At 39.5% G+C, this 19,508-nt stretch carries 29 protein-coding genes and 2 pseudogenes; 18 read left to right on the forward strand and 13 right to left on the reverse strand.

Going from position 1 to position 19,508, the window contains the following annotated elements:
• The first annotated feature begins 654 nt into the window (after positions 1 to 654).
• The 3 genes and pseudogenes from xseA (at position 655) to F946_RS06775 (ending at position 3,192) form a co-directional block, all read left to right on the forward strand.
• Positions 655 to 1,916 (forward strand): annotated as a pseudogene (gene xseA, locus F946_RS06760) (exodeoxyribonuclease VII large subunit).
• Entirely contained in the window at positions 1,909 to 2,103 is a 195-nt protein-coding gene (gene xseB, locus F946_RS06765) for an exodeoxyribonuclease VII small subunit (protein WP_004980491.1), read from the forward strand. The pseudogene xseA and the gene xseB overlap by 8 nt, the downstream one beginning before the upstream one ends.
• A gap of 369 nt (positions 2,104 to 2,472) precedes the next feature.
• A complete protein-coding gene (locus tag F946_RS06775; RefSeq protein WP_155118241.1) occupies positions 2,473 to 3,192 on the forward strand; it encodes a hypothetical protein in 720 nt (239 codons plus the stop codon).
• 90 nt (positions 3,193 to 3,282) lie between these two features.
• Here F946_RS06775 and F946_RS06780 read toward each other — a convergent pair whose 3' ends face one another.
• From F946_RS06780 to F946_RS06815, 8 genes are all read right to left on the reverse strand, one after another.
• Positions 3,283 to 3,777: a hypothetical protein gene (locus tag F946_RS06780; protein ID WP_004980499.1), complete on the reverse strand. Its 495-nt coding sequence runs from the start codon at positions 3,775 to 3,777 to the stop codon at positions 3,283 to 3,285.
• Positions 3,774 to 4,151 carry a DUF559 domain-containing protein gene (locus F946_RS06785; RefSeq protein WP_035326873.1) on the reverse strand — a complete coding sequence of 126 codons (378 nt, stop codon included), beginning with the start codon at positions 4,149 to 4,151 and terminating at the stop codon, positions 3,774 to 3,776. The genes F946_RS06780 and F946_RS06785 overlap by 4 nt, the downstream gene beginning before the upstream one ends.
• 32 nt (positions 4,152 to 4,183) lie before the next feature.
• Positions 4,184 to 4,441, reverse strand: a complete 258-nt coding sequence (locus tag F946_RS06790) for a helix-turn-helix domain-containing protein (protein WP_035326532.1) — start codon at positions 4,439 to 4,441, stop codon at positions 4,184 to 4,186.
• The gene (locus tag F946_RS06795) at positions 4,438 to 5,385 is read right to left on the reverse strand and encodes a helix-turn-helix domain-containing protein (protein ID WP_004980505.1); all 948 of its coding nucleotides are present in this window, start codon (positions 5,383 to 5,385) and stop codon (positions 4,438 to 4,440) included. Before F946_RS06795 ends, F946_RS06790 begins: the two co-directional genes overlap by 4 nt.
• Positions 5,382 to 5,690: a hypothetical protein gene (locus tag F946_RS06800; protein WP_004980507.1), complete on the reverse strand. Its 309-nt coding sequence runs from the start codon at positions 5,688 to 5,690 to the stop codon at positions 5,382 to 5,384. The genes F946_RS06795 and F946_RS06800 overlap by 4 nt, the downstream gene beginning before the upstream one ends.
• The gene (locus F946_RS17400) at positions 5,687 to 6,136 is read right to left on the reverse strand and encodes a hypothetical protein (RefSeq protein ID WP_004980509.1); all 450 of its coding nucleotides are present in this window, start codon (positions 6,134 to 6,136) and stop codon (positions 5,687 to 5,689) included. Before F946_RS17400 ends, F946_RS06800 begins: the two co-directional genes overlap by 4 nt.
• A gap of 230 nt (positions 6,137 to 6,366) precedes the next feature.
• Positions 6,367 to 6,867 carry a phage regulatory CII family protein gene (locus F946_RS06810; protein WP_004980511.1) on the reverse strand — a complete coding sequence of 167 codons (501 nt, stop codon included), beginning with the start codon at positions 6,865 to 6,867 and terminating at the stop codon, positions 6,367 to 6,369.
• Positions 6,868 to 6,925: 58 nt separating this feature from the next.
• Positions 6,926 to 7,156: a Cro/CI family transcriptional regulator gene (locus F946_RS06815; protein WP_004980513.1), complete on the reverse strand. Its 231-nt coding sequence runs from the start codon at positions 7,154 to 7,156 to the stop codon at positions 6,926 to 6,928.
• Between the two features lie 125 nt (positions 7,157 to 7,281).
• Here F946_RS06815 and F946_RS06820 point away from each other — a divergent pair, with 125 nt between their 5' ends.
• The 5 genes from F946_RS06820 (at position 7,282) to F946_RS06840 (ending at position 9,898) form a co-directional block, all read left to right on the forward strand.
• Positions 7,282 to 8,007: an XRE family transcriptional regulator gene (locus F946_RS06820; protein WP_004980515.1), complete on the forward strand. Its 726-nt coding sequence runs from the start codon at positions 7,282 to 7,284 to the stop codon at positions 8,005 to 8,007.
• A gap of 60 nt (positions 8,008 to 8,067) precedes the next feature.
• Complete coding sequence (locus F946_RS06825) at positions 8,068 to 8,370, forward strand: hypothetical protein (protein WP_004980518.1); 303 nt, start codon at positions 8,068 to 8,070, stop codon at positions 8,368 to 8,370.
• A 165-nt stretch (positions 8,371 to 8,535) separates the two neighbouring features.
• Positions 8,536 to 8,715, forward strand: a complete 180-nt coding sequence (locus F946_RS06830) for a hypothetical protein (RefSeq protein WP_004980520.1) — start codon at positions 8,536 to 8,538, stop codon at positions 8,713 to 8,715.
• A gap of 59 nt (positions 8,716 to 8,774) precedes the next feature.
• On the forward strand, positions 8,775 to 9,167 hold the full coding sequence (locus F946_RS06835; protein WP_004980522.1) for a putative four-helix membrane protein: 393 nt from the start codon (positions 8,775 to 8,777) through the stop codon (positions 9,165 to 9,167).
• Between the two features lie 80 nt (positions 9,168 to 9,247).
• Entirely contained in the window at positions 9,248 to 9,898 is a 651-nt protein-coding gene (locus tag F946_RS06840) for a hypothetical protein (protein WP_004980523.1), read from the forward strand.
• Here the strand turns inward: F946_RS06840 and F946_RS06845 are convergent.
• Positions 9,895 to 10,071: a hypothetical protein gene (locus F946_RS06845; RefSeq protein ID WP_004980525.1), complete on the reverse strand. Its 177-nt coding sequence runs from the start codon at positions 10,069 to 10,071 to the stop codon at positions 9,895 to 9,897. The genes F946_RS06840 and F946_RS06845 overlap by 4 nt on opposite strands.
• 206 nt (positions 10,072 to 10,277) lie before the next feature.
• Here F946_RS06845 and F946_RS06850 point away from each other — a divergent pair, with 206 nt between their 5' ends.
• From F946_RS06850 to F946_RS06890, 9 genes are all read left to right on the forward strand, one after another.
• Positions 10,278 to 10,706 carry a hypothetical protein gene (locus F946_RS06850; protein WP_004980526.1) on the forward strand — a complete coding sequence of 143 codons (429 nt, stop codon included), beginning with the start codon at positions 10,278 to 10,280 and terminating at the stop codon, positions 10,704 to 10,706.
• Positions 10,706 to 10,972: a putative quorum-sensing-regulated virulence factor gene (locus F946_RS06855; protein WP_004980529.1), complete on the forward strand. Its 267-nt coding sequence runs from the start codon at positions 10,706 to 10,708 to the stop codon at positions 10,970 to 10,972. The genes F946_RS06850 and F946_RS06855 overlap by 1 nt, the downstream gene beginning before the upstream one ends.
• A gap of 12 nt (positions 10,973 to 10,984) precedes the next feature.
• On the forward strand, positions 10,985 to 12,112 hold the full coding sequence (locus F946_RS06860; protein WP_004980532.1) for an ATP-binding protein: 1,128 nt from the start codon (positions 10,985 to 10,987) through the stop codon (positions 12,110 to 12,112).
• Positions 12,113 to 12,242: 130 nt separating this feature from the next.
• Positions 12,243 to 12,482 carry a hypothetical protein gene (locus tag F946_RS06865; RefSeq protein ID WP_004980534.1) on the forward strand — a complete coding sequence of 80 codons (240 nt, stop codon included), beginning with the start codon at positions 12,243 to 12,245 and terminating at the stop codon, positions 12,480 to 12,482.
• Positions 12,482 to 12,889: a hypothetical protein gene (locus F946_RS06870; RefSeq protein ID WP_004980536.1), complete on the forward strand. Its 408-nt coding sequence runs from the start codon at positions 12,482 to 12,484 to the stop codon at positions 12,887 to 12,889. Before F946_RS06865 ends, F946_RS06870 begins: the two co-directional genes overlap by 1 nt.
• Positions 12,882 to 13,115, forward strand: a complete 234-nt coding sequence (locus tag F946_RS06875; protein WP_004980538.1) for a hypothetical protein — start codon at positions 12,882 to 12,884, stop codon at positions 13,113 to 13,115. The genes F946_RS06870 and F946_RS06875 overlap by 8 nt, the downstream gene beginning before the upstream one ends.
• On the forward strand, positions 13,096 to 13,578 hold the full coding sequence (locus tag F946_RS06880) for a TRM11 family methyltransferase (RefSeq protein WP_004980540.1): 483 nt from the start codon (positions 13,096 to 13,098) through the stop codon (positions 13,576 to 13,578). The genes F946_RS06875 and F946_RS06880 overlap by 20 nt, the downstream gene beginning before the upstream one ends.
• On the forward strand, positions 13,571 to 13,780 hold the full coding sequence (locus tag F946_RS06885) for a hypothetical protein (RefSeq protein WP_004980542.1): 210 nt from the start codon (positions 13,571 to 13,573) through the stop codon (positions 13,778 to 13,780). The genes F946_RS06880 and F946_RS06885 overlap by 8 nt, the downstream gene beginning before the upstream one ends.
• Complete coding sequence (locus F946_RS06890; protein WP_004693796.1) at positions 13,777 to 14,028, forward strand: hypothetical protein; 252 nt, start codon at positions 13,777 to 13,779, stop codon at positions 14,026 to 14,028. Before F946_RS06885 ends, F946_RS06890 begins: the two co-directional genes overlap by 4 nt.
• Here F946_RS06890 and F946_RS06895 read toward each other — a convergent pair.
• The 4 genes and pseudogenes from F946_RS06895 to F946_RS06905 all read right to left on the reverse strand — a co-directional run bounded on the left by F946_RS06895 (position 14,017) and on the right by F946_RS06905 (position 17,631).
• Positions 14,017 to 15,240, reverse strand: a complete 1,224-nt coding sequence (locus F946_RS06895) for a tyrosine-type recombinase/integrase (RefSeq protein ID WP_004980543.1) — start codon at positions 15,238 to 15,240, stop codon at positions 14,017 to 14,019. The genes F946_RS06890 and F946_RS06895 overlap by 12 nt on opposite strands.
• 212 nt (positions 15,241 to 15,452) lie before the next feature.
• Positions 15,453 to 15,518, reverse strand: a pseudogene (locus F946_RS17550) (hypothetical protein); the annotation flags it as partial.
• A gap of 145 nt (positions 15,519 to 15,663) precedes the next feature.
• The gene (locus F946_RS06900; RefSeq protein WP_004980545.1) at positions 15,664 to 16,140 is read right to left on the reverse strand and encodes an acyl-CoA thioesterase; all 477 of its coding nucleotides are present in this window, start codon (positions 16,138 to 16,140) and stop codon (positions 15,664 to 15,666) included.
• Positions 16,141 to 16,251: 111 nt separating this feature from the next.
• Positions 16,252 to 17,631 carry a Do family serine endopeptidase gene (locus tag F946_RS06905; protein ID WP_004980546.1) on the reverse strand — a complete coding sequence of 460 codons (1,380 nt, stop codon included), beginning with the start codon at positions 17,629 to 17,631 and terminating at the stop codon, positions 16,252 to 16,254.
• A gap of 229 nt (positions 17,632 to 17,860) precedes the next feature.
• Here F946_RS06905 and nadB point away from each other — a divergent pair, with 229 nt between their 5' ends.
• A complete protein-coding gene (gene nadB / locus F946_RS06910; protein WP_017397087.1) occupies positions 17,861 to 19,495 on the forward strand; it encodes an L-aspartate oxidase in 1,635 nt (544 codons plus the stop codon).
• The last annotated feature ends 13 nt before the right edge of the window (positions 19,496 to 19,508 follow it).

Raw genomic sequence — 19,508 nt, forward strand, 5'->3', positions numbered from 1 at the left:
AACAGCCCCATAAACAAAAGTATTATCAGCGAAAATTAATTTGGTCTTGTTATGTGTACTATTTATAAGAACTTTATGTGTTGGTAATGAACCGAATATACTTATCTGAGTGTAAATGTATTTATAGATTTCAGGCATATAGAGGAGCACTTAAAAGAGAGTGTCACTATACCATCTTAGTTGTTTAAAAAGCCCATCAAAACCCATGCAATTTGTATACAGCAATAAAAAAGCCCTACATCTCTGTAAGGCTTTCCCCCTTGGTCATGTGCGCTGATACAAGGAATCGTTGTTTTTATTTACAACAAAATAATTAAATCATTAATTGCATAAAAAATGAAGCAAAAAAAACCTGCAACTTGGGGAAGGTGCAGGTAGAAAACTGATATTAACTATCATGGAGAACTTAATACCAAGTAATATACTCGGTTTATATTGAGATCTCATTCACATTTTATTCCAAATTATCTAGCAACAAAAAAAGCCCATCAAATGATGAGCTTTTTACGGTAATTAAGTGAATTTCCATATGTACGTCCACTATAACAGAAATATGCCATATACCTTGATCAGGGTCAAGTGAGCATATTCTCAATTTGCACTTCTAGTCTTGCTTTAATACTATTCACCTAAGCACTTAAAATAATTGATCTAATGTCTGAACCTCAGTTTTCTCTCAGTGATTATCTATCCACCGTACAGGAAGTAATTCAAATTACTTTCAATGAACCTGTATGGGTGAAAGCTGAGATCCGTAATCTTAATATTAAGGGCGGACATTACTATCTTGAGTTAGCTGAAAAGGATGAAAGTACCGACAAAGTTATAGCGAGTTGTAAAGGAACCATCTGGAAGTTTACAGCTCAGAAAATGGTGCTTAAGTTTGAAAGAGAAAGCGGTGTAGAGCTTTCAAAGGATTTAAATGTCTTGGTAAAAGTCAGGGCCAAATTTGATCCTCAGTATGGCTTTTCAGTGAATGTTGAAGATATTGATTCAAGCTATACCCTTGGAGATATTGCACGGCGCTATCAACAGATTTTAGAAAAACTTACCTCTGAAGGCCTATTAAATAAAAACAAACTCATTCCTACTCCCTTTGATATCCAGAATGTACTGGTAATTGCTCCTGAAAATGCTGCAGGTCTAGGTGACTTCAAAAAAGATGCCGATGCTTTAGAAAAAGCTGGTGTATGTCATTTCAAATATTATTCAGCCACATTTCAAGGGAACACAGCAGCACAAAGTATTATCACATCGCTAAGTAATGGTCTGAGACAATGGGCTACTGATTTCAGTACCCCGCCTGATCTCATCGTAATTATACGCGGTGGTGGTGCTGTAAACGATCTTGCCTATTTAAATGATTACGAACTGGCTGCCTTGTTGGCCAAACGCACCGTTCCGATTTGGGTCGGCATTGGTCACGAAAAAGACCGTACGATACTAGATGAAGTTGCAAACCGTTCATTTGATACACCAAGTAAAGTGATTGGTGTATTCGTAATCTTATCGCTGAACGGACGCAGGACGTCTTAGATTCATTCCAAACCATCAAGTTATTATCCCAACATCAAATCACGGCGTACCAAAGCCAAAATGATCAATACATGAGAGTGATTAAGACGCTTGCACATGGCCAGATCAATGAAGCTAATAAAAGCGTAGATTTAATGAGAAGCACCCTACATTATTTAGCCCAGCAACAGATCAAACTGGCAACGAATCAAGTCGAATCATTGATGCGTGAAACCTTAATTCAGAATCCAAGAAACGTAATGGCTAAAGGCTACGGAATTGTCCGTAGTGAAGGGAAAGCTATTCGCTCTATTCAACAAATCTCAGGTGATAACATCCAGATCGAATTACAGGATGGCACCATTCAAGCAAATGTAACAAAGGTAATTGGTAATGACTAAAAAAGAACTCTCTTTCAAGGAAGGTTATGAAGTCCTTAAAAAGAATGCTGAGCTATTGGAGTCACAGGAAGAGCCCGACATTGATAATTTAATGAAAATCGTTGAAGAGTCTATGGCTGCATACAAAGCCTGTAAAACACGTGTAGATGCAGTGCAACAGGCTTTGAATGATACTTTTAAAGAATAGTCAATAAAACTCAGACTTCGAATAATTACTTAGATTTGAATAAAATACTTATATGAAACTCAAAGAAATCCTTTATGCATTTGGCCTTTCAACAGTTTTAGGCTATTTATATCTATCTGGTAGAGTTATGATCGAAAGCGCTGCGGAATACAGCGGTTTTAATTATCTAGATTTAGTCTTTGATTCTAACGATTATGCTTATTATGGTTTTTATACAAAAAAACTACTACTTCATTTCTATTTTTAATAATTGCTTCAACAATAATTTATTTCTTTACCCCCCTGCCATTTCGGTTTGAGTATGTAAAAATAAAACTTGATTTTTATGCCACCTTTTTTTTAAAACGCTACATTAGTAAGCAAAAGGATTTGAAACCAAAATCCTTATTTAGATCAATAGTTATTAAAAATCATAAAGATAAAATAAAAAATAAAAGAAATGTATTATCGAACAGGTTCTTTGGTTCTTACGTCTTTATGATTTTTCTTTCGCTATTTTTAATGTCATTTTTAACTAAAATTGTGGACTTTACGTCCTTGGGAAGAAAAAACGCCATTGAAAGTGTACTTTCGAGTAAAAAATACATCGCTATTCAAGATAAAAAATACTTTAAGCTAATTTGTGGTAAAGACAAATGTATCTATAGCACTAAGACTCTTGATGATTTTAAAAAAATTAAAGAAGAAAACTATGAAATAAAAGAATTAAAAGCTCTTAGAACTGATTACCAATCGGCCGATTATAGAATCTTTGTAGTTGACACTGTAAATTCAGAATCCAAACAAAAAATGTTACTACAAATCAATTACAACACAAAAAATCTTAACAAGAATGCAATCTCTAATATAGAATTTCGCATACACACTCAAGATAATAATCCATATAAATTTTCTTCCTCTTTTAATAAACGTTGTTTCAAAGCTTTTAGTAATGAGACATCTAAATCATTAAATTCTCATAAGATTGATCCAGAAAATGATACTTTACCTTTTTTCACATATGTTGAAATTCCACTAAATCAGAAAATTAGAAGCATCGAGCCTTATAGTCCCGCCAAAAATATTAGGGCGTATAGTTACTGTACTTAAGAAAAAGCTCACAAAAAAGTGGGCTTTTATATTTGGCATGCTTCAATCAGTTCGAGACATAACTTTTTAAAGTTGTGATTATTCACAATTTTAGTTTAATAATCTTATAAACCCATACCGAACATGCAAAGCAGCCAATCCACACTTAACATCAAATTTGGCATCCATTTCGGTACGGGTTGAGTTCTTCATTTCTGCCCAAGAATTGTTATAGAAATAACGGCAAATGATGGCATCTAGCCAGTCATCTAAGACTACGGATTGCCCCTGCATATCTAGAATCAAACGCTGCACAGCGCGGGCTTCATTATCATCAATCTGACAAGTCAGTTTGCTACGTCGCGACTTTGGCGGTTCAAAATCACCAGTTAAGTAATCCACAATAATCTGCTGTTGTTGCTCTTTAGTCAGCTTCTTATATTTTTGAGCTTTCACCGCACTATCCATTGCTACAGCGATTGGATTGATACTTTTCCCACATGTACCAGATACGGTATTCATCCAAGCACCAAATTGATATAACCACCCCTCTAAATCAAAACGTGTCCAATCCACTGCTTGCATAATTGTTACTGCTGCCGTCATCCCACCCCCCCTACCATCTTCTCTATTTGCTCAATCGCTTTGCCGCTTTTCACTTGCTCGGTGCTAAACCGTATTACCTGATAACCCATCATTGTTGCTTCGTTATATTTCTCTAAATCTCCTAAATAACCCTTACCCCTTGTATGCCGACCATTACTCCAGATCCCGCCTTCCACTTCGACCAATATCTTTTTGCCCTTCAAATGGAAATCTGCTCTCCATTTACGTGTAGGATGAAACTTAAACTCCTGCTCAAACTCAATCTTTAACACTCTCAGAGCAGTGGCCAATATCACCTCACCCTCACTCTGTACTTTTTCACCTTTAAGCTTTGGACGCTTAGATCCTCTTTTAGGTTTATTCGCACCGATCATCTTTTTGTATTCAGCAATGGAGTAGCTGCTACTCACACTTTTACCTCAAACAATTGTTTGGCTTTCTCAGAAGGAATAAATCCTGCTGGTGTTGCATCGTCACGTAACACATATCCCGCTTGAACCAATTGATCTAAATAGCGTTGGACTGTACGTGTGGTCATACCCATCATGCCTTGCACATCGACAACACTGGTCTTACCTCGTTTAGACAACATTTCCTGCAAGACCATTATCATTCGCTCGCCCTGTCTTACAGCTTGTCTTGCACTGAAATTTTGCTGTTTCATGCTGTAGCCCCCATAAGCGTGCCTGTAAACCCAACTTGCTTGAGGTATGGTTCCCATTTCTTCGCTTGGGCTGGGTTCATGAGTTTGATGGCAATGCGTGATGCCAGTTGCTCGTATGAGTCACCCGGTGCGCTTTGCTTGCTGGCAAACTCGGGGTGATGGGCAAGTTTCTGAGCAAACGCTGAGATTTGTTTTTCAGTGAGCTGCTTAGGTTCTGCTGCAGGTGTTTTGCCATATCCCGTTTTAGTTTCTTGAGAATACTTAGTTCGGTAAGCATGCAGCAGCCAATCCGCAAAGTAGAAATTCAAAAGTTCATCGCAAATCGATTTGTCTTGGTTGTAAATCTCAAAGGCACGTTTTTCTCGTTCTACCCATTTTGCTGTCATGAGAGTTTCTGGTTCGATGCTGTCATCGGCCAAAGTAATTTCTTCACGAAGTTTTTTTGAGCAAAGCCAGTCTTTTTTATTTTTAGATTCTAATGAGAGATTCTTTGAAAGATTCCGTGTCCCAACGTTGGGACTGTTTAACGGAATTGTTGGGACTCTTTCATGGAATTGTTGGAACTGTTCCGTTGTTGGAACTGTTCCACTGTTGGGACTGTTTAAATCAGTATCTTCAGTGTTTAAGAGTACCGTTGTTGGGATCGTTTCCCGACCTTTTACACCCAATAATTGATAAACTTTGACCTGTTTTGTGCGCCCTTTTCGTTCACCGGTATCGACAATTAAGCCATCTTCAATCAGCTCATCGATGATTTTAAGCACAGTTTTACGGTCCATTTCGGTATCTTCCACCAACCGTGCCATGCTTGGATAGGCACAATGATCTTCACTTGCTCGGTCGGCAAGTGATAAAAGAACGAGCTTTTTAAGTGGTTTTAAACTGCCGCCTTTCTTTTGTTTCTGGCGTACTTTCCACACCCAAATCGTTGCATCTAAGCTCACAACTCACCTACCTCTTCATTAATTTGAATGAATCGTCCAAACATAAAAATCTGACCTACTCGATGCAGGCTTGAAATGATTTCACCTGCATACCAAACCGAAATGCGATGATCGTTGATCAGCATTTCCATAAACTCGTCTCGTGTGACTGCAGCATTCTTTTCATCACCTTTGACCTTGCGAAGATTTGCCCTGCGGATCTCCAGCAATCCATCTAATGTACGGAGTGCTGGTTCGTACCATGATTGAAGCTGCATCATCTGTTTATGCTCAGGCTTCTTTTGAATGGCCTTGTTAGTAATCATGGAACCTCCGCTAAGGCTTGCTCAGCCTCTGTTAAACGGCGTTTAGCATTGAGCTCAGTGGTTGAGGCACTACGAACAAACCTTTTGTTTAGGGTTAAGATGCCGATACCGATATACACATCGACGTTGTTCTCATAAACCTCTGTGATTTCATAAATTCCATCAAAGTTGCCTAAAGCTTTATCAAGCACAACAGCATCCCCGATTAAAAAATCTATATTGTCTTCAATGACTTGTTGTGGTAAATTTGCGTCGTTCATGAAAGTGTACCCTCTGAATTGAATACTAAAGCCCGATCTCAACTCTCGGGCTTTTTTTTGCCTGTTTGCTGTGCTAGATTCAGATACATGTTCAATTCCACTAGAATGTTTTTGAACTAGAAAGTCTGAGAGTCGAGCCTCAGGCTTTTTTTTAGTTAAATCTTGTGCTAAATTTTGATTGTTCATTTATTCCATCCTAGAGTAATGAATGCTGAAAAAGCCTGATCCCCAAGATCAGGCTTTTTTTGCCCAATTTATGTGCTAGATTCAAATACATATCTGACTCCGCATGGTTGGATATCTTTAAAAGCCTGACGTCAAACTCAGGCTTTTTTTTGATTAAAAATTGTGCTAAGTTTGAACTATTCATTTAACACCTCTAAAGTTGATGAATATGAAAAGCCTGGTCCCCAAGATCAGGCTTTTTCTTTTTGAGCATTTGCCGTGTACTTCTGCATTTGCTTAAGCGCTGCCTGATCCACGGCGGTAATCAACTCGATCAAGCCCTGGGTAATTTGGTGGATCTCTTCGTATTCCGCTGGTGTAATCACTCCATCCTCGTAAGCCTCATACACAACGCGGTTTGCTTTTCCGCTTTTAATGTTGTGTTGCATCATTGCTTCAAAGATCGATAGCTCATGATGTTTGCTTGAGTCGCAATCCACTGGCACTAATGCATATCCCATCTGATGCGCCCACACCTTTAAAATTTCAGGGTTCTGCGTATACAACATGATGGTTTCAAGCTTCTTTAAGCTCGGTAAATGGTTCGGCATCCCTACGTTGCCGTAGTTGCAAATCGTGTTATGCGAATCACCAGTGACCTGAGCAATTTCCTTTGGTGAAATCCCCTGCGTCTGGTTAATCATTTTAAAAATTGCCGTTTGTGCTTCACGGCTTAGTGTTATTTCTTGCATTTGTGAAATCCTTTATTTGTTTCACGTTTCTTTGAAGGTTTGACAAAGTGATAATTGGTTATATTGCCAATTGCTTGAAATCATTAAGAGATGGACATAACTCAACCGCTTTGAATTTTCCATCTGTCGCCGCCTGGGCTCTCATCGCAACGATCTCAGACATTCTTTTTGAGCCTCGCACCCAGCCAGACACTGCTGGTTGTTTGACCCCAAGGGCTTTTGCTGTATTTTCCTGCCCACCAAAATGGGTTACGAGCAACTGGAAAATATTATTTGTGTTGTTACTCATAGTTATATCCTCACTAGATATAACCAATATTATAACTATAGTTATTTTTAGTCAATAACTATAACTATTTGAACTCATATAACCAAGGTTATATATTTGTTATTAAGATTTTGAGGTTCTGAAAGATGGAATTAAAAGACAGGCTTAAGCAGTCAAGAAAGCGTGCGGGGAAAACCCAAGCAGAAGTAGCGGAAGCTGTGAAAATGTCTCAGCCTGCATATCAGGCCTTAGAATCTGGTCGAAATCTGAAATCATCTTTCCTTCCACTGATTGCTAATTTTTTAAATGTTGACCCTCTATGGTTAACAACTGGTAGTGAATCAACTCCAGAAAAAAGCAATGCCGATATATCTGCGATGGAGGTTAGTATCTATCAATCTGGCGATCCCGTTCCAGATGGATACGTAGCTATTGATTATTATGATGATGTATTTGTGAGTGCTGGCAATGGCTACTTAAATTTAGAAAAGCCAAGCAACAATAAGATGCTTTTCCCTGTTGATCTAATTAAAGAATGTAATGTTCAACCATCCGCAACCAAGGTAATCCATGTCCGCGGAGAGAGTATGTTTCCTAAATTAAAAGATGGACAGGCCATATCAATTGATATGTCTGCTAGAACCATTTACGACGGGGAAATTTATGCTTTTCAGGTTGGGGATGATACAAAAATTAAATACTTGTTTAATTGGAGTGATGAAGGTAAGGGTGGCTTTAAGGCTGTCTCAGCAAACCCTGATAAAAATCAATTTCCTGACGAATACTACTCCCCTAGCAAAATAGAATCAGAAGGTATAACTATATTAGGGCAGTACTGGTGGAAACAGGTTGTAAAGCGAGTTAGACGCTAGGGCTAGGCTAGTGTAAGACCGCTTTCCCAGGCAATGATAATTCTAAAAGAGGAAAGCATAATGATCGGAACACTTAATAAATCCAAAACTGCGCTAACAATTAATCGTCAAGAATTCAAATTGGCATTAGAAAAAATTGGCGCAGGAATTGATAAGCAAATTTCAGCGCTCAATAAAGCAAAACAAAGCTATGACCCTGCGGAAATAGCACACGAGGTCATTGGTGAAGTAAACATCTTTGAAGCGATTATTGAGGGCTTCAACGAAGCAGAAAGCACTAATCTAAAACTAGCCGATATAACCAATCTTGAAGCAGCACAAGGTTGGGTAGATGACTTTTTAGGAAAATATTCTGATAAATAAACTCCAAGCATGACTTGGGGTTCATAAGAAGAATCTAAGATGAATAAATTTGACTACATAAAATTGGGGCTACTCTGTGTAGTAGTAACCCTTTGTTGGGTTTCAATGATTTTTTAAACTGCGAATCCGAAGCATTTCTTTCGCATAAATCGGATGGAGAAATATATGAATCAAAATACAAAAGAAGCTCTCATTCTTGAGCTTACTAAAGCAAAAATTGGTAAACAACATATCGATAACCCTACCAATACCAATCTGACAAAAGCAGAATTTTGGATTGAGTGTTATTTGGAAGCCGAAAAAGAAATAGAAGAAGCCGTTAAACGACTTATACCTGAAAATTAATTTAAAACTACGAGCCTTTCGCAAACCCTTTAAAGTTAGTAAAACCTTAAACAATTATTATGCTTAAAAATATAATTTCATTTTTCATTTTGTTACCACTGCCTATGCAAGCGTTTGCTTACGTATACACAGGGTCAAGAGCTGGAAGCATAGATGGCAATGATCCACTCATAGCCGTTGTTTTCTTCCTACAAGGCCTTGCAGCTCTATATTTTTTCTATATTTCAATCAGGGGTTGGGTGAAACGCAAGAACAACGGAGAGAAACCAGATCCACTTTATGGCACCGATTGGCTTTGGGCATTAGGCGTATACGCATTACTTTCATTGTTTGCATGTTTTCCAATTTTTGAAATTCTTAACGCATATGGTGGAAAAGATTTAGTAAGAGACACTTGGTATATTGTTTTTCTAGGTCTTTTTGGCTTGCTTACTTTTTCAAGATGTACATAAGTAGTTAACTGAAAAACTTAATACTAAGTAAAGCTACGAACCTGACGCAGTGCCCTAACACAGTTTGGATGGAGAGAAAAATGGGTGAAATAACCCCTAAATATCGTGAAACTAATTTACAGAACATTTTTGCAGTCAACTTAGCCCAAAAAATAAATCCATCGGTAAGTCTTACTGAGGTGCCTATTTTAAATAACCCTCTACCACTTGGTAACTGCTATTGGAATTCTGAATATTACTCCATCAACAATGGTGGGGCGGTTAAATTTGGCTGGTTAATGCTCTTGTGGCCAGGTGTATGCATTGAAGCAGTGCACCATGCTATTTGGGAATCTCCTGAGGGTGAGTTAATTGATGTTACAACACATCCAGTTGGTTTAAAGGCAAAACATAGCCTTTTTCTATTAGATGATTCTTTAGATATTGATATCGATAAAACTCCTTGCATTCATAATCATTTTTACATACTTAACAGTAAAGTTAAGTTTGATGAATTCGAAAAACTATATTCAATCAAAACATCATTAATGAGCGAAATGAGTGATAAATTATGGCAATCTGGGTATAGGTGTGAATACCAGAGGTTAAGTGCTCAAGGTAGAGATGATGATATAACCTTGTCACCAAGTGTGAATGCTTGCATTCAGTCAATATCACTACTTTTAGCTAAGAAAGATGAGCTTGATATATTACTGGGCCAACAAATCAAAAGATTAAATCGAAACTCCTAGCGTTTCCTTAACACCCCACTTGTTAAAGAGGCTCCAGCAGATAGAATTTTTTTAATTGTAATTTCTTCTAAACGCAATTCAATCTTCTTTGACTCAGACTCAATTCTTCTATTTTGAGGAGTATTACTAGGTTGAGCATAATTTATTGACTTTTTTCGCATGGCTGCATCCATCCAACCCACCACCATGGTGGGTTTTCTTTTGTCTATTAAAACATAAAAATTCTTACAACTATAATTCTATATAACTTTAGATATATTTTATTTGCTTTTCTATTGACTATAAAAATAACTATAGTTATATTTATCTCACAGACATTAAAAAAGCACTCAAGACTTCGAACCCTTTGAGTGCTTTTACAGAAACTGCGAGATCAATTATGAACAAAACCTTATCCCCTTTCAATACCATCAAGATATCTCTTGGTGTAGCTGCTGTAACAATAGGCGTGCTTAGCTGTGGGTTTAAGACCTCACCACAGGCTGCACAACCCGTAGTTGCCAACGTAGCCCCTTCTGAATATCAACTCTTAGCATTACGCATGACCGGTGAAAACCACGGCGAAGCTGTTATTCGTTTAGACGGTTTCCGTGTTACTGCACATTTTGAAGTTGAAGCATTTCAAGACAGCTACGGCGTACCGGGTAGTGAATTCACCGCTGTAGACGTCACCAATCTAGACGAAGTGACTGTTTCAGATGCCCTAGGCAATCCATACAACGACTTCACAAATCACATCGACCATCAGAACTTCAATGCCCTCATCAAAGGCTATATCGAAAAACATCGTTTAGTGGAGGCAGGCTAATGACTACTTCTACTAATTCACAAGAAGTTATTAACTTCGGCAAGCATAAAGGTACTGCCCTTATTGATTTAGACCAACCATACGTGCGCTGGTTGCTTAAACAGGAAAGCTTGAATGGTGATTTACGCAAAAGCTTAGAGAGCCTGCCTTGGGTTAAAGAGGCTCAGCGACGCAAGAAACTAGCTCAAGACCTACAACGCACACACATTCCTCTCAGCGAACGCAGAGCTTTTAAGCGTCGTATGGGTTGGGTTGGTTCGAGATAAGGAGTATTCATCATGGCTATACCTATTATTCCAGCAGACCAAGCATTAAACGTAAGCGCGATTATTACTTACATCTATGCAGATCCGGGGCTTGGTAAAACATCATTGGGCTTTACCGCAGATAAAGCTATTTCATTTGACTTTGACCGTGGTGCACACCGTACTGGTGAACTTCGTCGCGGAGCTGTTGTTCCTGTTCAGCAGTGGTCAGATATTGAAAACATTACTGAACAAGACTTAGCACCTTTCAATACGGTTGTTATTGATACTGTGGGCGCAATGCTTGAATCCATCAAGACACATTTGCTTAAGACAGCGAATAACCGTCAGCAAGATGGTGCACTCAAGTTAAAAGCCCAAGGCTTAGCAAACATGAAATTTAAGCAGTACATCAATACGCTTTTAAGTTTTGGTAAGGATGTTGTCTTTATTGCCCATGCCTCAGAAGACCAAAGCGGTGATCAGATCATCTATCGTCCTGAGCTTGGTGGTAAGAACCGAAATGAACTTTACCGTATTGCAGACATCATGGGTTATTTGACCACTGTTACTACTGGTGAAGGTAAAAATGCGAGAGTCATTAATTTTAAGCCCTCCCCAACACACCATGCGAAAAACTCAGGTGCTCTAGGAGGTGAAACTGGTGAAGTTTGGGTACCCGATCTTAAATCACACCCTACTTTTCTTGCAGACTTAATTGCAGATGCGAAGGCTCATATCAACACGCTTACACCTGATCAGCTGGCATTAGCTAAAGCTGTTGAAGACTTAGAGAACTGGAAGCAAAGCTGTGCAGAAGCCCAACATGCTGGTGATTTTAACCAAATGACTGAGGCATTGGATAAAGAACACCTTTACTACCAAAACATGCGCCAAGCCATGCTAGCTCGGGCAAAAGAATTGAACTGCACTTTTAATATGAACCTTCAAAAGTGGATGAATCCGCCTGAATTTAATGGGATCTCAGAAGCTCAACGTGATGAATTGCAAGACCTCCTAGCACAAGCTGGCATTGATGTTATGACCTATTGTGAAGATCAAGGGATCGATAGCTTATTAGGCATTGAAACCCAGCATTTTGAAAATGTAAAAGCTCACATCATCAATACAACCCAAGGACAAGGGAGAGCGATTACATGAGCTACACCTACTCTTCTATTACCCGTGTGCTGTTAGTTCAGCACAACGGGCGGGTAAGAACTTACAGGGACATCAACCTCTTTGGAATTGAAGACTGTATTCAAAATTTTGTTAATACGTGGGGGTATCGATGATCTTTAGAATTAAAAACAAACATGTCATTGCCTTCATGATTTGGCTTGAGTTGCTGGGCTATGTAAAGAAAGTGCTGGCTGATGGTAGTTGCACGTTCTCAGGAAAAGGCACAAAGAAGTCGCTGAGCTATGTGTTTGTAAAGAATGATTTAACGGGTAATGCAGCTTGCCAGTCACTGTATGACGAATTCGTGAATTACCAAGACTCTAACTATATCGAAATAAAGGTAGCGTGATGGGAATTCAAAAAGAAAATCATTTGCTTAAGCAATTTGAAAAGACAAAAACTTTTAAACGCTTTTTTTCAACCTTGCTGCGTTTCGATGAAGATTTAGATTGTTTTATTGCTACAGAAAAATGGCGAGATAAAGAAGCTGAACTACTATCTGCTGCGTGGTGGATGTTTGCTGAAGTAGCAAAGATTCAATCTACACCTGAAGGGTTTGTATTGGTACCAAAAAATACTATCAATGTATTGGAGGAATTAACTCAGCTTTCCAGTTATGCGGAAATTGTTGGTGGAATATCTGTGAATCGAGCTGCGATTAGAGGGCAATGTGATATTGCGTTTAACCTAATTCGAGAATTTGAAGATGCTGAATTCCTTAAAGAAGTCGAAGCACAGGAGCAAAGTCATGAGTAAGTTAATTAAAAAAACCTCTGAAGTGGCTCTACATGAAATTCAAAATGCTGTTGCTGAATTAAGAAATTGCCAAGAAGAGATCAGAAAAGGCCTTACAGCCCAAACCTATGTGGATATTGCCAACAAGAAGCTTTCAAATGCAATTAAGCACATGCTTGAAGCTGAAAGTTGGGTGGATGCAATTAAGGACTCTCAGGAGCAAAGTCATGAATACCAAAATCCTTGATCCCTGCTGCGGCTCTCGCATGATGCATTTCGATCGTACAAATCCAAATGTCGTATTCGGAGATATTCGTTCAGAAAAGCACATTTTATGTGATGGGCGCTCTCTTGAGGTATCGCCTGATATTGAAATGGACTTTCGATCAATGCCATTCAAAGATGGTCAATTCAATTTAGTTGTATTTGATCCACCACATTTGATTAAGGCAGGAAAAGAAAGCTGGCTTGCTTTGAAGTATGGAAAACTTCAAGCAAATTGGCAGGATGATATTCGTAAAGGATTTGAGGAATGTTTCCGCGTGTTGGTCAATGGCGGTGTGCTGATTTTTAAATGGAATGAAACACAAATTAAAGTCAGTGAAATTTTAGCATTAACAGATCAAAAGCCTGTGTTCGGGCATATCAGTGGAAAGCGTGCGAATACTCACTGGATCACTTTCATGAAAATGGAGCCGGCTCATGACTAACCTCCAACACATCGCCCAAGAGCTTGCTGAAGAATTTGCACCACTCGTCATAGGGCAGTCAGGCACAACCAAAACATTCACGGCGGAGCAAGCCTCTGCCCTTTATTACATCCTTGTAAGTTTTGGATATAAGGATGAATGCAAGGGATTGGACACCAAATTGCCATTTGAGTTAATTGATATTAAGAAGGAGGTATTATGAATAAGTTTGAAGGAATGACTATTAAAGAGGCGCTTTGTTCACGCCCAGTACTAAAAACTCCTGACTTAGAGGAAATTTTTGGTAGGTCATCACGAACTCTAAACCGTTGGCAAAATGGCGAGCTTTACGAAAACCCAATGCCTAAGCCGTTTTCTGAATGCAGAGGCGCAGGAAATAACTATGATTCAGGCAAACTACTGGGTTGGTATGAATCGTGGCCACTACAAAAAAAAGCGCTAGTTATCTAGCGCTTCATTCTTCCAAATTGATTCTAGTCTATCCATCCACTTCTCGTAGGCTTCTTTCTGCTCTGATAAATAATCATGCTTATCGTATGTACCCCATATCTTTGGAAGAGCATGCCCCAACATGATCTCACATACGTGAGGCTGTGCAATCGTTGACATATTGGTACGCATAGTTCTGCGAAGATCATGTACAGACCAATGCTCCAGATCAACACCTTTATGCCTCTTAAGCCATTGGAAAATATTGTTTGGCATTGTGAGATGTGATGTCTCACCTAGCGGCCTTGTAGTCCCATCAATTGTAAACAAGTACTCAGAACCTTGGCTGAATTCCATTGCTTCAAGCAAGTAGGGTTTAATGTTTTCCGTAATTGGTCTTAAAATCGGCTTTTTACTTTTCTTCCCTGTTTTGTGATTTTCAGGAGGAACAGTCCATATCATTTCTTTTAAATCAAAATGAGATTTTTTGGCAAGCTTAAGCTCACCCACGCGGCAGCCGTAGATAATCAAGAGTGTTAGAAACAACTTATTTTTATAAGTCATCTTGGTTCGCTTTAGGGCATACCAAGTTAAATAGATTTCCTTGTCACTCAGCGCTCGTTCTTTTACGCCTTTTTCAATACGCAGGTCATGCTTGGCTGAAACATTCATTAGGTGATTGACTGAGATTAAACCGCGCTTCTGCCCCCACTTGAGGCACTGGTTTGCATTAATCAAAAGACGGGCAGAAATGGAAGGTGATTTCTTTGCTACATCCTCCAGTAATGAAAGCCACTGATATGCGCTTATATCATCACTATTCTGCTTTCCAATATTTGGAAGCACGTATATCTCAAAAGAGCGCTTTATCTCATTATGACTAGATTTATTGGGTACACAGAATTTCTCATACCATTCATAAAACAAAGTCTCTAGTGTGTATGCATCTCTAATGCTCACCTTCTCTTTCAATCTTACCTGTTTTGGATCAAGCCCTTTTTCAAGTACCGCTCTAAGACGATCTGATTCTAAACGTGCATTTTTCAATGTTAAATTTGGATATGAGCCAAGATCCAGTCGATGCTGCTTGCCGTTATACCTGTAGCGTAGCTGAAAGACGATTTTGCCTTTTGGAGTAATACGAACACTCATGGCATCGCGATCGGCGAACTCTTCTATTTTTTCTCTGTCTTTACCAAGTTGAGCTTTTAGCCAAGCTTCTGAAATCGCCATATATCACCATGTACACACTAGACCCATCAAACTTGTGCCATATTCCTATTTATGTACACGTTTGTGTACATATTTAGCTTGGCTCATAGTTTCCATTAGTGTTTCATTGTGTCTTATAGTGACGCATAAAAAAAGCCTAATTAAAGGCTTTTATTGAGTTTCATGGCTTAATGCGTCGAGTTGTGTCTTATAGCTTCTTAATGTCAGTCATAAATGTGAGCAATAATACTGAAATTACGGATATTTTTAATATCAACAGATTTTTTAGCTTGCGCCATGGGCTACCTTGAACAAAATGAAGCGTTATGCAGACAAATTTCGATGCACAACAAAAGCCGAATAGAAATTGCGAAGGATTATAACAGATGGTTTTTTTAAAGTATCCATATTAATACGCTTCCTTTTCACAACTCTGACGCTTTTTTACGTGTTTTCGCTTTTCACTGGGCTTTTTGAATAATCCATTGAAAAATCTAAGGCATTCACATCTTTTGCAAGCGGTTGGTAAGCTTGAGTAAAACTAGGTGACATACGTTTTGCACGGCCGGTTTCAATCTCTACGCAAGCCCACTTGGTTTGAGCAACAAATAAAATGCTATTGTCTTTGGGTCTATAAAACACATATTGGCGTGAAGAATATAATGCATTTATATCGTCAAACCATGTACGTAGGATTATTTCATCCTCTTCAAATGCAGCTTTTCGGTACTGCACATGATGCTCAACTGCAACCATGGCATGTTTTAACTCGATATATTCTTTTAAGCCTAAGCCCAATGCATCAATATGTGCTGTTGCGACATCCTGCATCCAATGCATATAAACCACATTATTCACATGGCCTAACTGGTCGATATGTTCTGCTTGTACCTGAAGTCTTAAGTCAAAAATACTACTCATAAACACTCTATTGAATCTAAATATCCCTATGAAGATGGCAGTGTACGCAAATAACAGACATCATCAAATTGCAAAAAATAAAAAACCACTCCGAAGAGTGGTTTTTTTCGCTTATTGGATGCGCATCCCTAAAATGGCTGGTGTGCCTTGTCGGATGATTCCAACGCGGGCAACCTGACCTTTTTTCAACTCAGACGCCGCTTGGACAAAATCATTGGTGTCTTTTACGACTTTATTATTAATGTGAGTGACCACATCACCAGCCGCCATACCTGACTGTGCTGCTGCACCGCCACGTTTCACTTCTTGAATTAACACACCACCTTTCACATTGAGCTGTGACAATTCAGCAGGTGCTAAATTTCGGATAGCAATACCTAACACAGGCCCTTTACTTTGTGTAACTGTATCTGATTTTGCAGGTGTATCATCTGGTGCTGTGGTTAATGTTGCCGATATATTACGCTTTTTATCATCACGCAGTACTTCAAGCTGTACCGTTTGATTTGGCATGGTACGATTTAAATAGTTCAACAACTCAGAGGTACGTGAAATCGGCGTTCCGTTGAATTTTAAAATAATATCGCCTGCTTTTAGTCCCGCTTTCTGCGCAGGTGAATTCGGCTGAACATTGGTAATCAATGAACCTTCAGGTTTTGGCAAATTATAAGACTCTGCCAAATTACGGTCTAAATCTTGTAGATTAAAGCCTAAATAAGAACGGGTCACTTTGCCGGTTTTCTTAAGTTGGTCAGCAATATCCATTGCGACATCAATTGGAATCGAGAAAGACAGCCCCATATAACCGCCCGTACCACTGAAGATACGCGAGTTCACCCCAACCACTTCACCCTGTTGGTTGAATAACGGACCGCCTGAGTTTCCTGGGTTGAGAGCCACATCGGTTTGAATGAAGGGTACCGATGTCTCCCCCATCATATTGCGCATTTTCGCACTCACGATTCCTGCCGAAGCCGAGTAATCAAAACCAAACGGTGAACCTATCGCAAGCACAGGTTCACCTACACGCAATTGATCAACATTGCCAGCACGGAGTGATGGAAAATTCGTACCATTCACCTTAAGCAGGGCCACATCCGTTCGTTCATCACTACCTACTACAGTTGCATCCAGTTCACGACGGTCATTAAACATAATCGTGACTTTCGATGCATCTTCTACGACGTGGTGGTTTGTCAGTAAATACCCATCTTTACTAATAAAAAATGCGCTGCCATAAGCCGTTTTTTCTTGCGGCGCTTGCTGCTGCGGAATAATGACTTGATTACCAAAAAAACGCTTCAAAATCTCAGGTATTTGCTGCTGCAGTAACTCTTCTTGAGTCATCTTTTTAACCACATTGACACTCACTACCGCAGGGCTAACTTGCTCAACTAAGTTTGAGAAATCAACAGGTGCTGCTTGTGTTTGCACCGCAGCCATTGTGCATGCAACAGCAAAAAAACCAGTTTGTATCGCGCGACTTTTCATATCAAGTATTGACCTATATGTTTGTTATCAATTTATGTATTAGCGTTTTTAGCATAATCTTTGTCTGTCTTGGGTAATAATATGTTCTATTATGTTTGTATAAACAAGAGCTTAAAATTTGCTTAAAAAATACGTTCTTTATTTATATTTCCCATCAATTGTAGAGATTTTACCCTTGCCTTTTCGTGAAAAAAGCGCTGTCATTAGCGAACTTTTTCCAAATTAGCTGATGGACATGTCTAATTTAAACACAACACATCATTTTGATGTGATTATTGTGGGAAGTGGCGGTGCAGGCCTGAGCTTGGCCTTATCGTTGCCTCAACATTTCAATATTGCTGTTCTTGCAAAATCAAACCTGACCGATGCAAGTACCTTCTATGCACAAGGTGGCGTTGCCGCTGTTTTAGATGAAACGGATTCCATCGAACAGCACATTGATGACACCATGATTGCGGGCGCTCACTTGTGTGAGACCGAAGCCGTAAAGCAAACCGTTGAAGGCGGTAAACCTTCTGTTGATTTTCTACTGAAACACGGCGTGCAGTTTACCCTTGATGATCAAGAACAATTGCATCTAACACGTGAAGGTGGACATTCTCAACGCCGTATTATTCATGCCGCAGATGCTACAGGTCGTGCCATTTCAACCACCTTAGTTGAGCGTGCGATTGAAAAAGACAACATCACCATTTTTGAGAATTACATCGCCATCGATTTAATTACCTCTCAAAAACTGGGCTTGGAAGAACAAAATCGTGCATTAGGACTCTATGCACTCGATGAAAAGACTGAAAAAGTACATACCTTTTTAGCCCCTTTTACCGCGCTGGCGTGTGGCGGTGCCATGAAAGCCTATCTGTATACCTCGAACCCAGACATTGCAACGGGCGATGGTATTGCCATGGCGTTTCGTGCGGGTTGCCGCGTGGCCAATATGGAATTTAACCAATTCCACCCAACCTGTTTATACCACCCGCAAGCACGCTCTTTCCTCATTACTGAAGCAATGCGTGGTGAAGGTGCTTATTTACGTTTACCCGATGGCGAACGCTTTATGTTGCGCTTTGATGAACGCGCAGAACTTGCCCCACGTGACATTGTGGCGCGAGCTATTGACTATGAAATCAAACGCTTAGGAATTCGTCACGTATGGCTCGACATTAGCCATAAGCCCGAAAGTTTCATTAAAGAACATTTTCCGACCTTGTACGCACGCTTACTCGAACTCGGCATCGACATTACCAAGGAAATGATTCCTGTTGTTCCTGCTGCGCACTATACCTGTGGCGGTGTAGTGGTTGATGAACACAGTCAAACTGACATTACAGGTCTCTATGCGATTGGGGAAACCTCATATACTGGCTTGCATGGCGCCAACCGTATGGCCAGCAACTCACTGTTAGAGTGTTTTGTGTATGGCATGAGTGCAGCAGAGCACATCGAAAAAAGTTTTGATTCAAATTACCAATCCCCAACTGCTCCGTCTTGGGATGACTCACAAGTGATGAATCCTGATGAAGATGTGGTGATTTTGCAGAACTGGGATGAACTCCGTCAAACCATGTGGAACTACGTCGGCATTGTGCGTACTACGAAACGTCTTGAACGTGCGCTACACCGCATTGAAATGTTGAAGCGAGAAATTACCGAGTATTACCAAGATTACCAAGTCAGCAAAAATCTGATCGAACTGCGTAATTTGGTTTTAGTCTCTGAAATGATCGTGCGTTGTGCTATGGAGCGTAAAGAATCGCGCGGTCTACACTACACTTTAGATTACCCTGAACTGTCGAATGAACTGCGTAAAACCGTACTCACCCCTTTAAATTTTAAAGTTGAAACCCCTTTAGTGAATAACTAATTTAAAAAAAGCC

Source organism: Acinetobacter johnsonii ANC 3681 (assembly GCF_000368805.1).
Lineage (GTDB): Bacteria > Pseudomonadota > Gammaproteobacteria > Pseudomonadales > Moraxellaceae > Acinetobacter > Acinetobacter johnsonii.

Coding starts and splice junctions, on each gene's coding strand:
- F946_RS06785 (WP_035326873.1), bottom strand. CDS start 4,151: ATGATCGGTGCGAATAAACCTAAAAGAGGATCTAAGCGTCCAAAGCTT.
- F946_RS06830 (WP_004980520.1), top strand. CDS start 8,536: ATGAATCAAAATACAAAAGAAGCTCTCATTCTTGAGCTTACTAAAGCA.
- nadB (WP_017397087.1), top strand. CDS start 17,861: ATGGACATGTCTAATTTAAACACAACACATCATTTTGATGTGATTATT.
- F946_RS06800 (WP_004980507.1), bottom strand. CDS start 5,690: ATGATTACTAACAAGGCCATTCAAAAGAAGCCTGAGCATAAACAGATG.
- F946_RS17400 (WP_004980509.1), bottom strand. CDS start 6,136: ATGAACAATCAAAATTTAGCACAAGATTTAACTAAAAAAAAGCCTGAG.
- F946_RS06790 (WP_035326532.1), bottom strand. CDS start 4,441: ATGAAACAGCAAAATTTCAGTGCAAGACAAGCTGTAAGACAGGGCGAG.
- F946_RS06850 (WP_004980526.1), top strand. CDS start 10,278: ATGAACAAAACCTTATCCCCTTTCAATACCATCAAGATATCTCTTGGT.
- F946_RS06875 (WP_004980538.1), top strand. CDS start 12,882: ATGAGTAAGTTAATTAAAAAAACCTCTGAAGTGGCTCTACATGAAATT.
- F946_RS06820 (WP_004980515.1), top strand. CDS start 7,282: ATGGAATTAAAAGACAGGCTTAAGCAGTCAAGAAAGCGTGCGGGGAAA.
- F946_RS06895 (WP_004980543.1), bottom strand. CDS start 15,240: ATGGCGATTTCAGAAGCTTGGCTAAAAGCTCAACTTGGTAAAGACAGA.
- F946_RS06880 (WP_004980540.1), top strand. CDS start 13,096: ATGAATACCAAAATCCTTGATCCCTGCTGCGGCTCTCGCATGATGCAT.
- F946_RS06870 (WP_004980536.1), top strand. CDS start 12,482: ATGGGAATTCAAAAAGAAAATCATTTGCTTAAGCAATTTGAAAAGACA.
- F946_RS06860 (WP_004980532.1), top strand. CDS start 10,985: ATGGCTATACCTATTATTCCAGCAGACCAAGCATTAAACGTAAGCGCG.
- F946_RS06865 (WP_004980534.1), top strand. CDS start 12,243: ATGATCTTTAGAATTAAAAACAAACATGTCATTGCCTTCATGATTTGG.
- xseB (WP_004980491.1), top strand. CDS start 1,909: ATGACTAAAAAAGAACTCTCTTTCAAGGAAGGTTATGAAGTCCTTAAA.
- F946_RS06810 (WP_004980511.1), bottom strand. CDS start 6,867: ATGCAAGAAATAACACTAAGCCGTGAAGCACAAACGGCAATTTTTAAA.
- F946_RS06815 (WP_004980513.1), bottom strand. CDS start 7,156: ATGAGTAACAACACAAATAATATTTTCCAGTTGCTCGTAACCCATTTT.
- F946_RS06885 (WP_004980542.1), top strand. CDS start 13,571: ATGACTAACCTCCAACACATCGCCCAAGAGCTTGCTGAAGAATTTGCA.
- F946_RS06900 (WP_004980545.1), bottom strand. CDS start 16,140: ATGAGTAGTATTTTTGACTTAAGACTTCAGGTACAAGCAGAACATATC.
- F946_RS06890 (WP_004693796.1), top strand. CDS start 13,777: ATGAATAAGTTTGAAGGAATGACTATTAAAGAGGCGCTTTGTTCACGC.
- F946_RS06905 (WP_004980546.1), bottom strand. CDS start 17,631: ATGAAAAGTCGCGCGATACAAACTGGTTTTTTTGCTGTTGCATGCACA.
- F946_RS06780 (WP_004980499.1), bottom strand. CDS start 3,777: ATGACGGCAGCAGTAACAATTATGCAAGCAGTGGATTGGACACGTTTT.
- F946_RS06845 (WP_004980525.1), bottom strand. CDS start 10,071: ATGGATGCAGCCATGCGAAAAAAGTCAATAAATTATGCTCAACCTAGT.
- F946_RS06840 (WP_004980523.1), top strand. CDS start 9,248: ATGGGTGAAATAACCCCTAAATATCGTGAAACTAATTTACAGAACATT.
- F946_RS06825 (WP_004980518.1), top strand. CDS start 8,068: ATGATCGGAACACTTAATAAATCCAAAACTGCGCTAACAATTAATCGT.
- F946_RS06835 (WP_004980522.1), top strand. CDS start 8,775: ATGCTTAAAAATATAATTTCATTTTTCATTTTGTTACCACTGCCTATG.
- F946_RS06855 (WP_004980529.1), top strand. CDS start 10,706: ATGACTACTTCTACTAATTCACAAGAAGTTATTAACTTCGGCAAGCAT.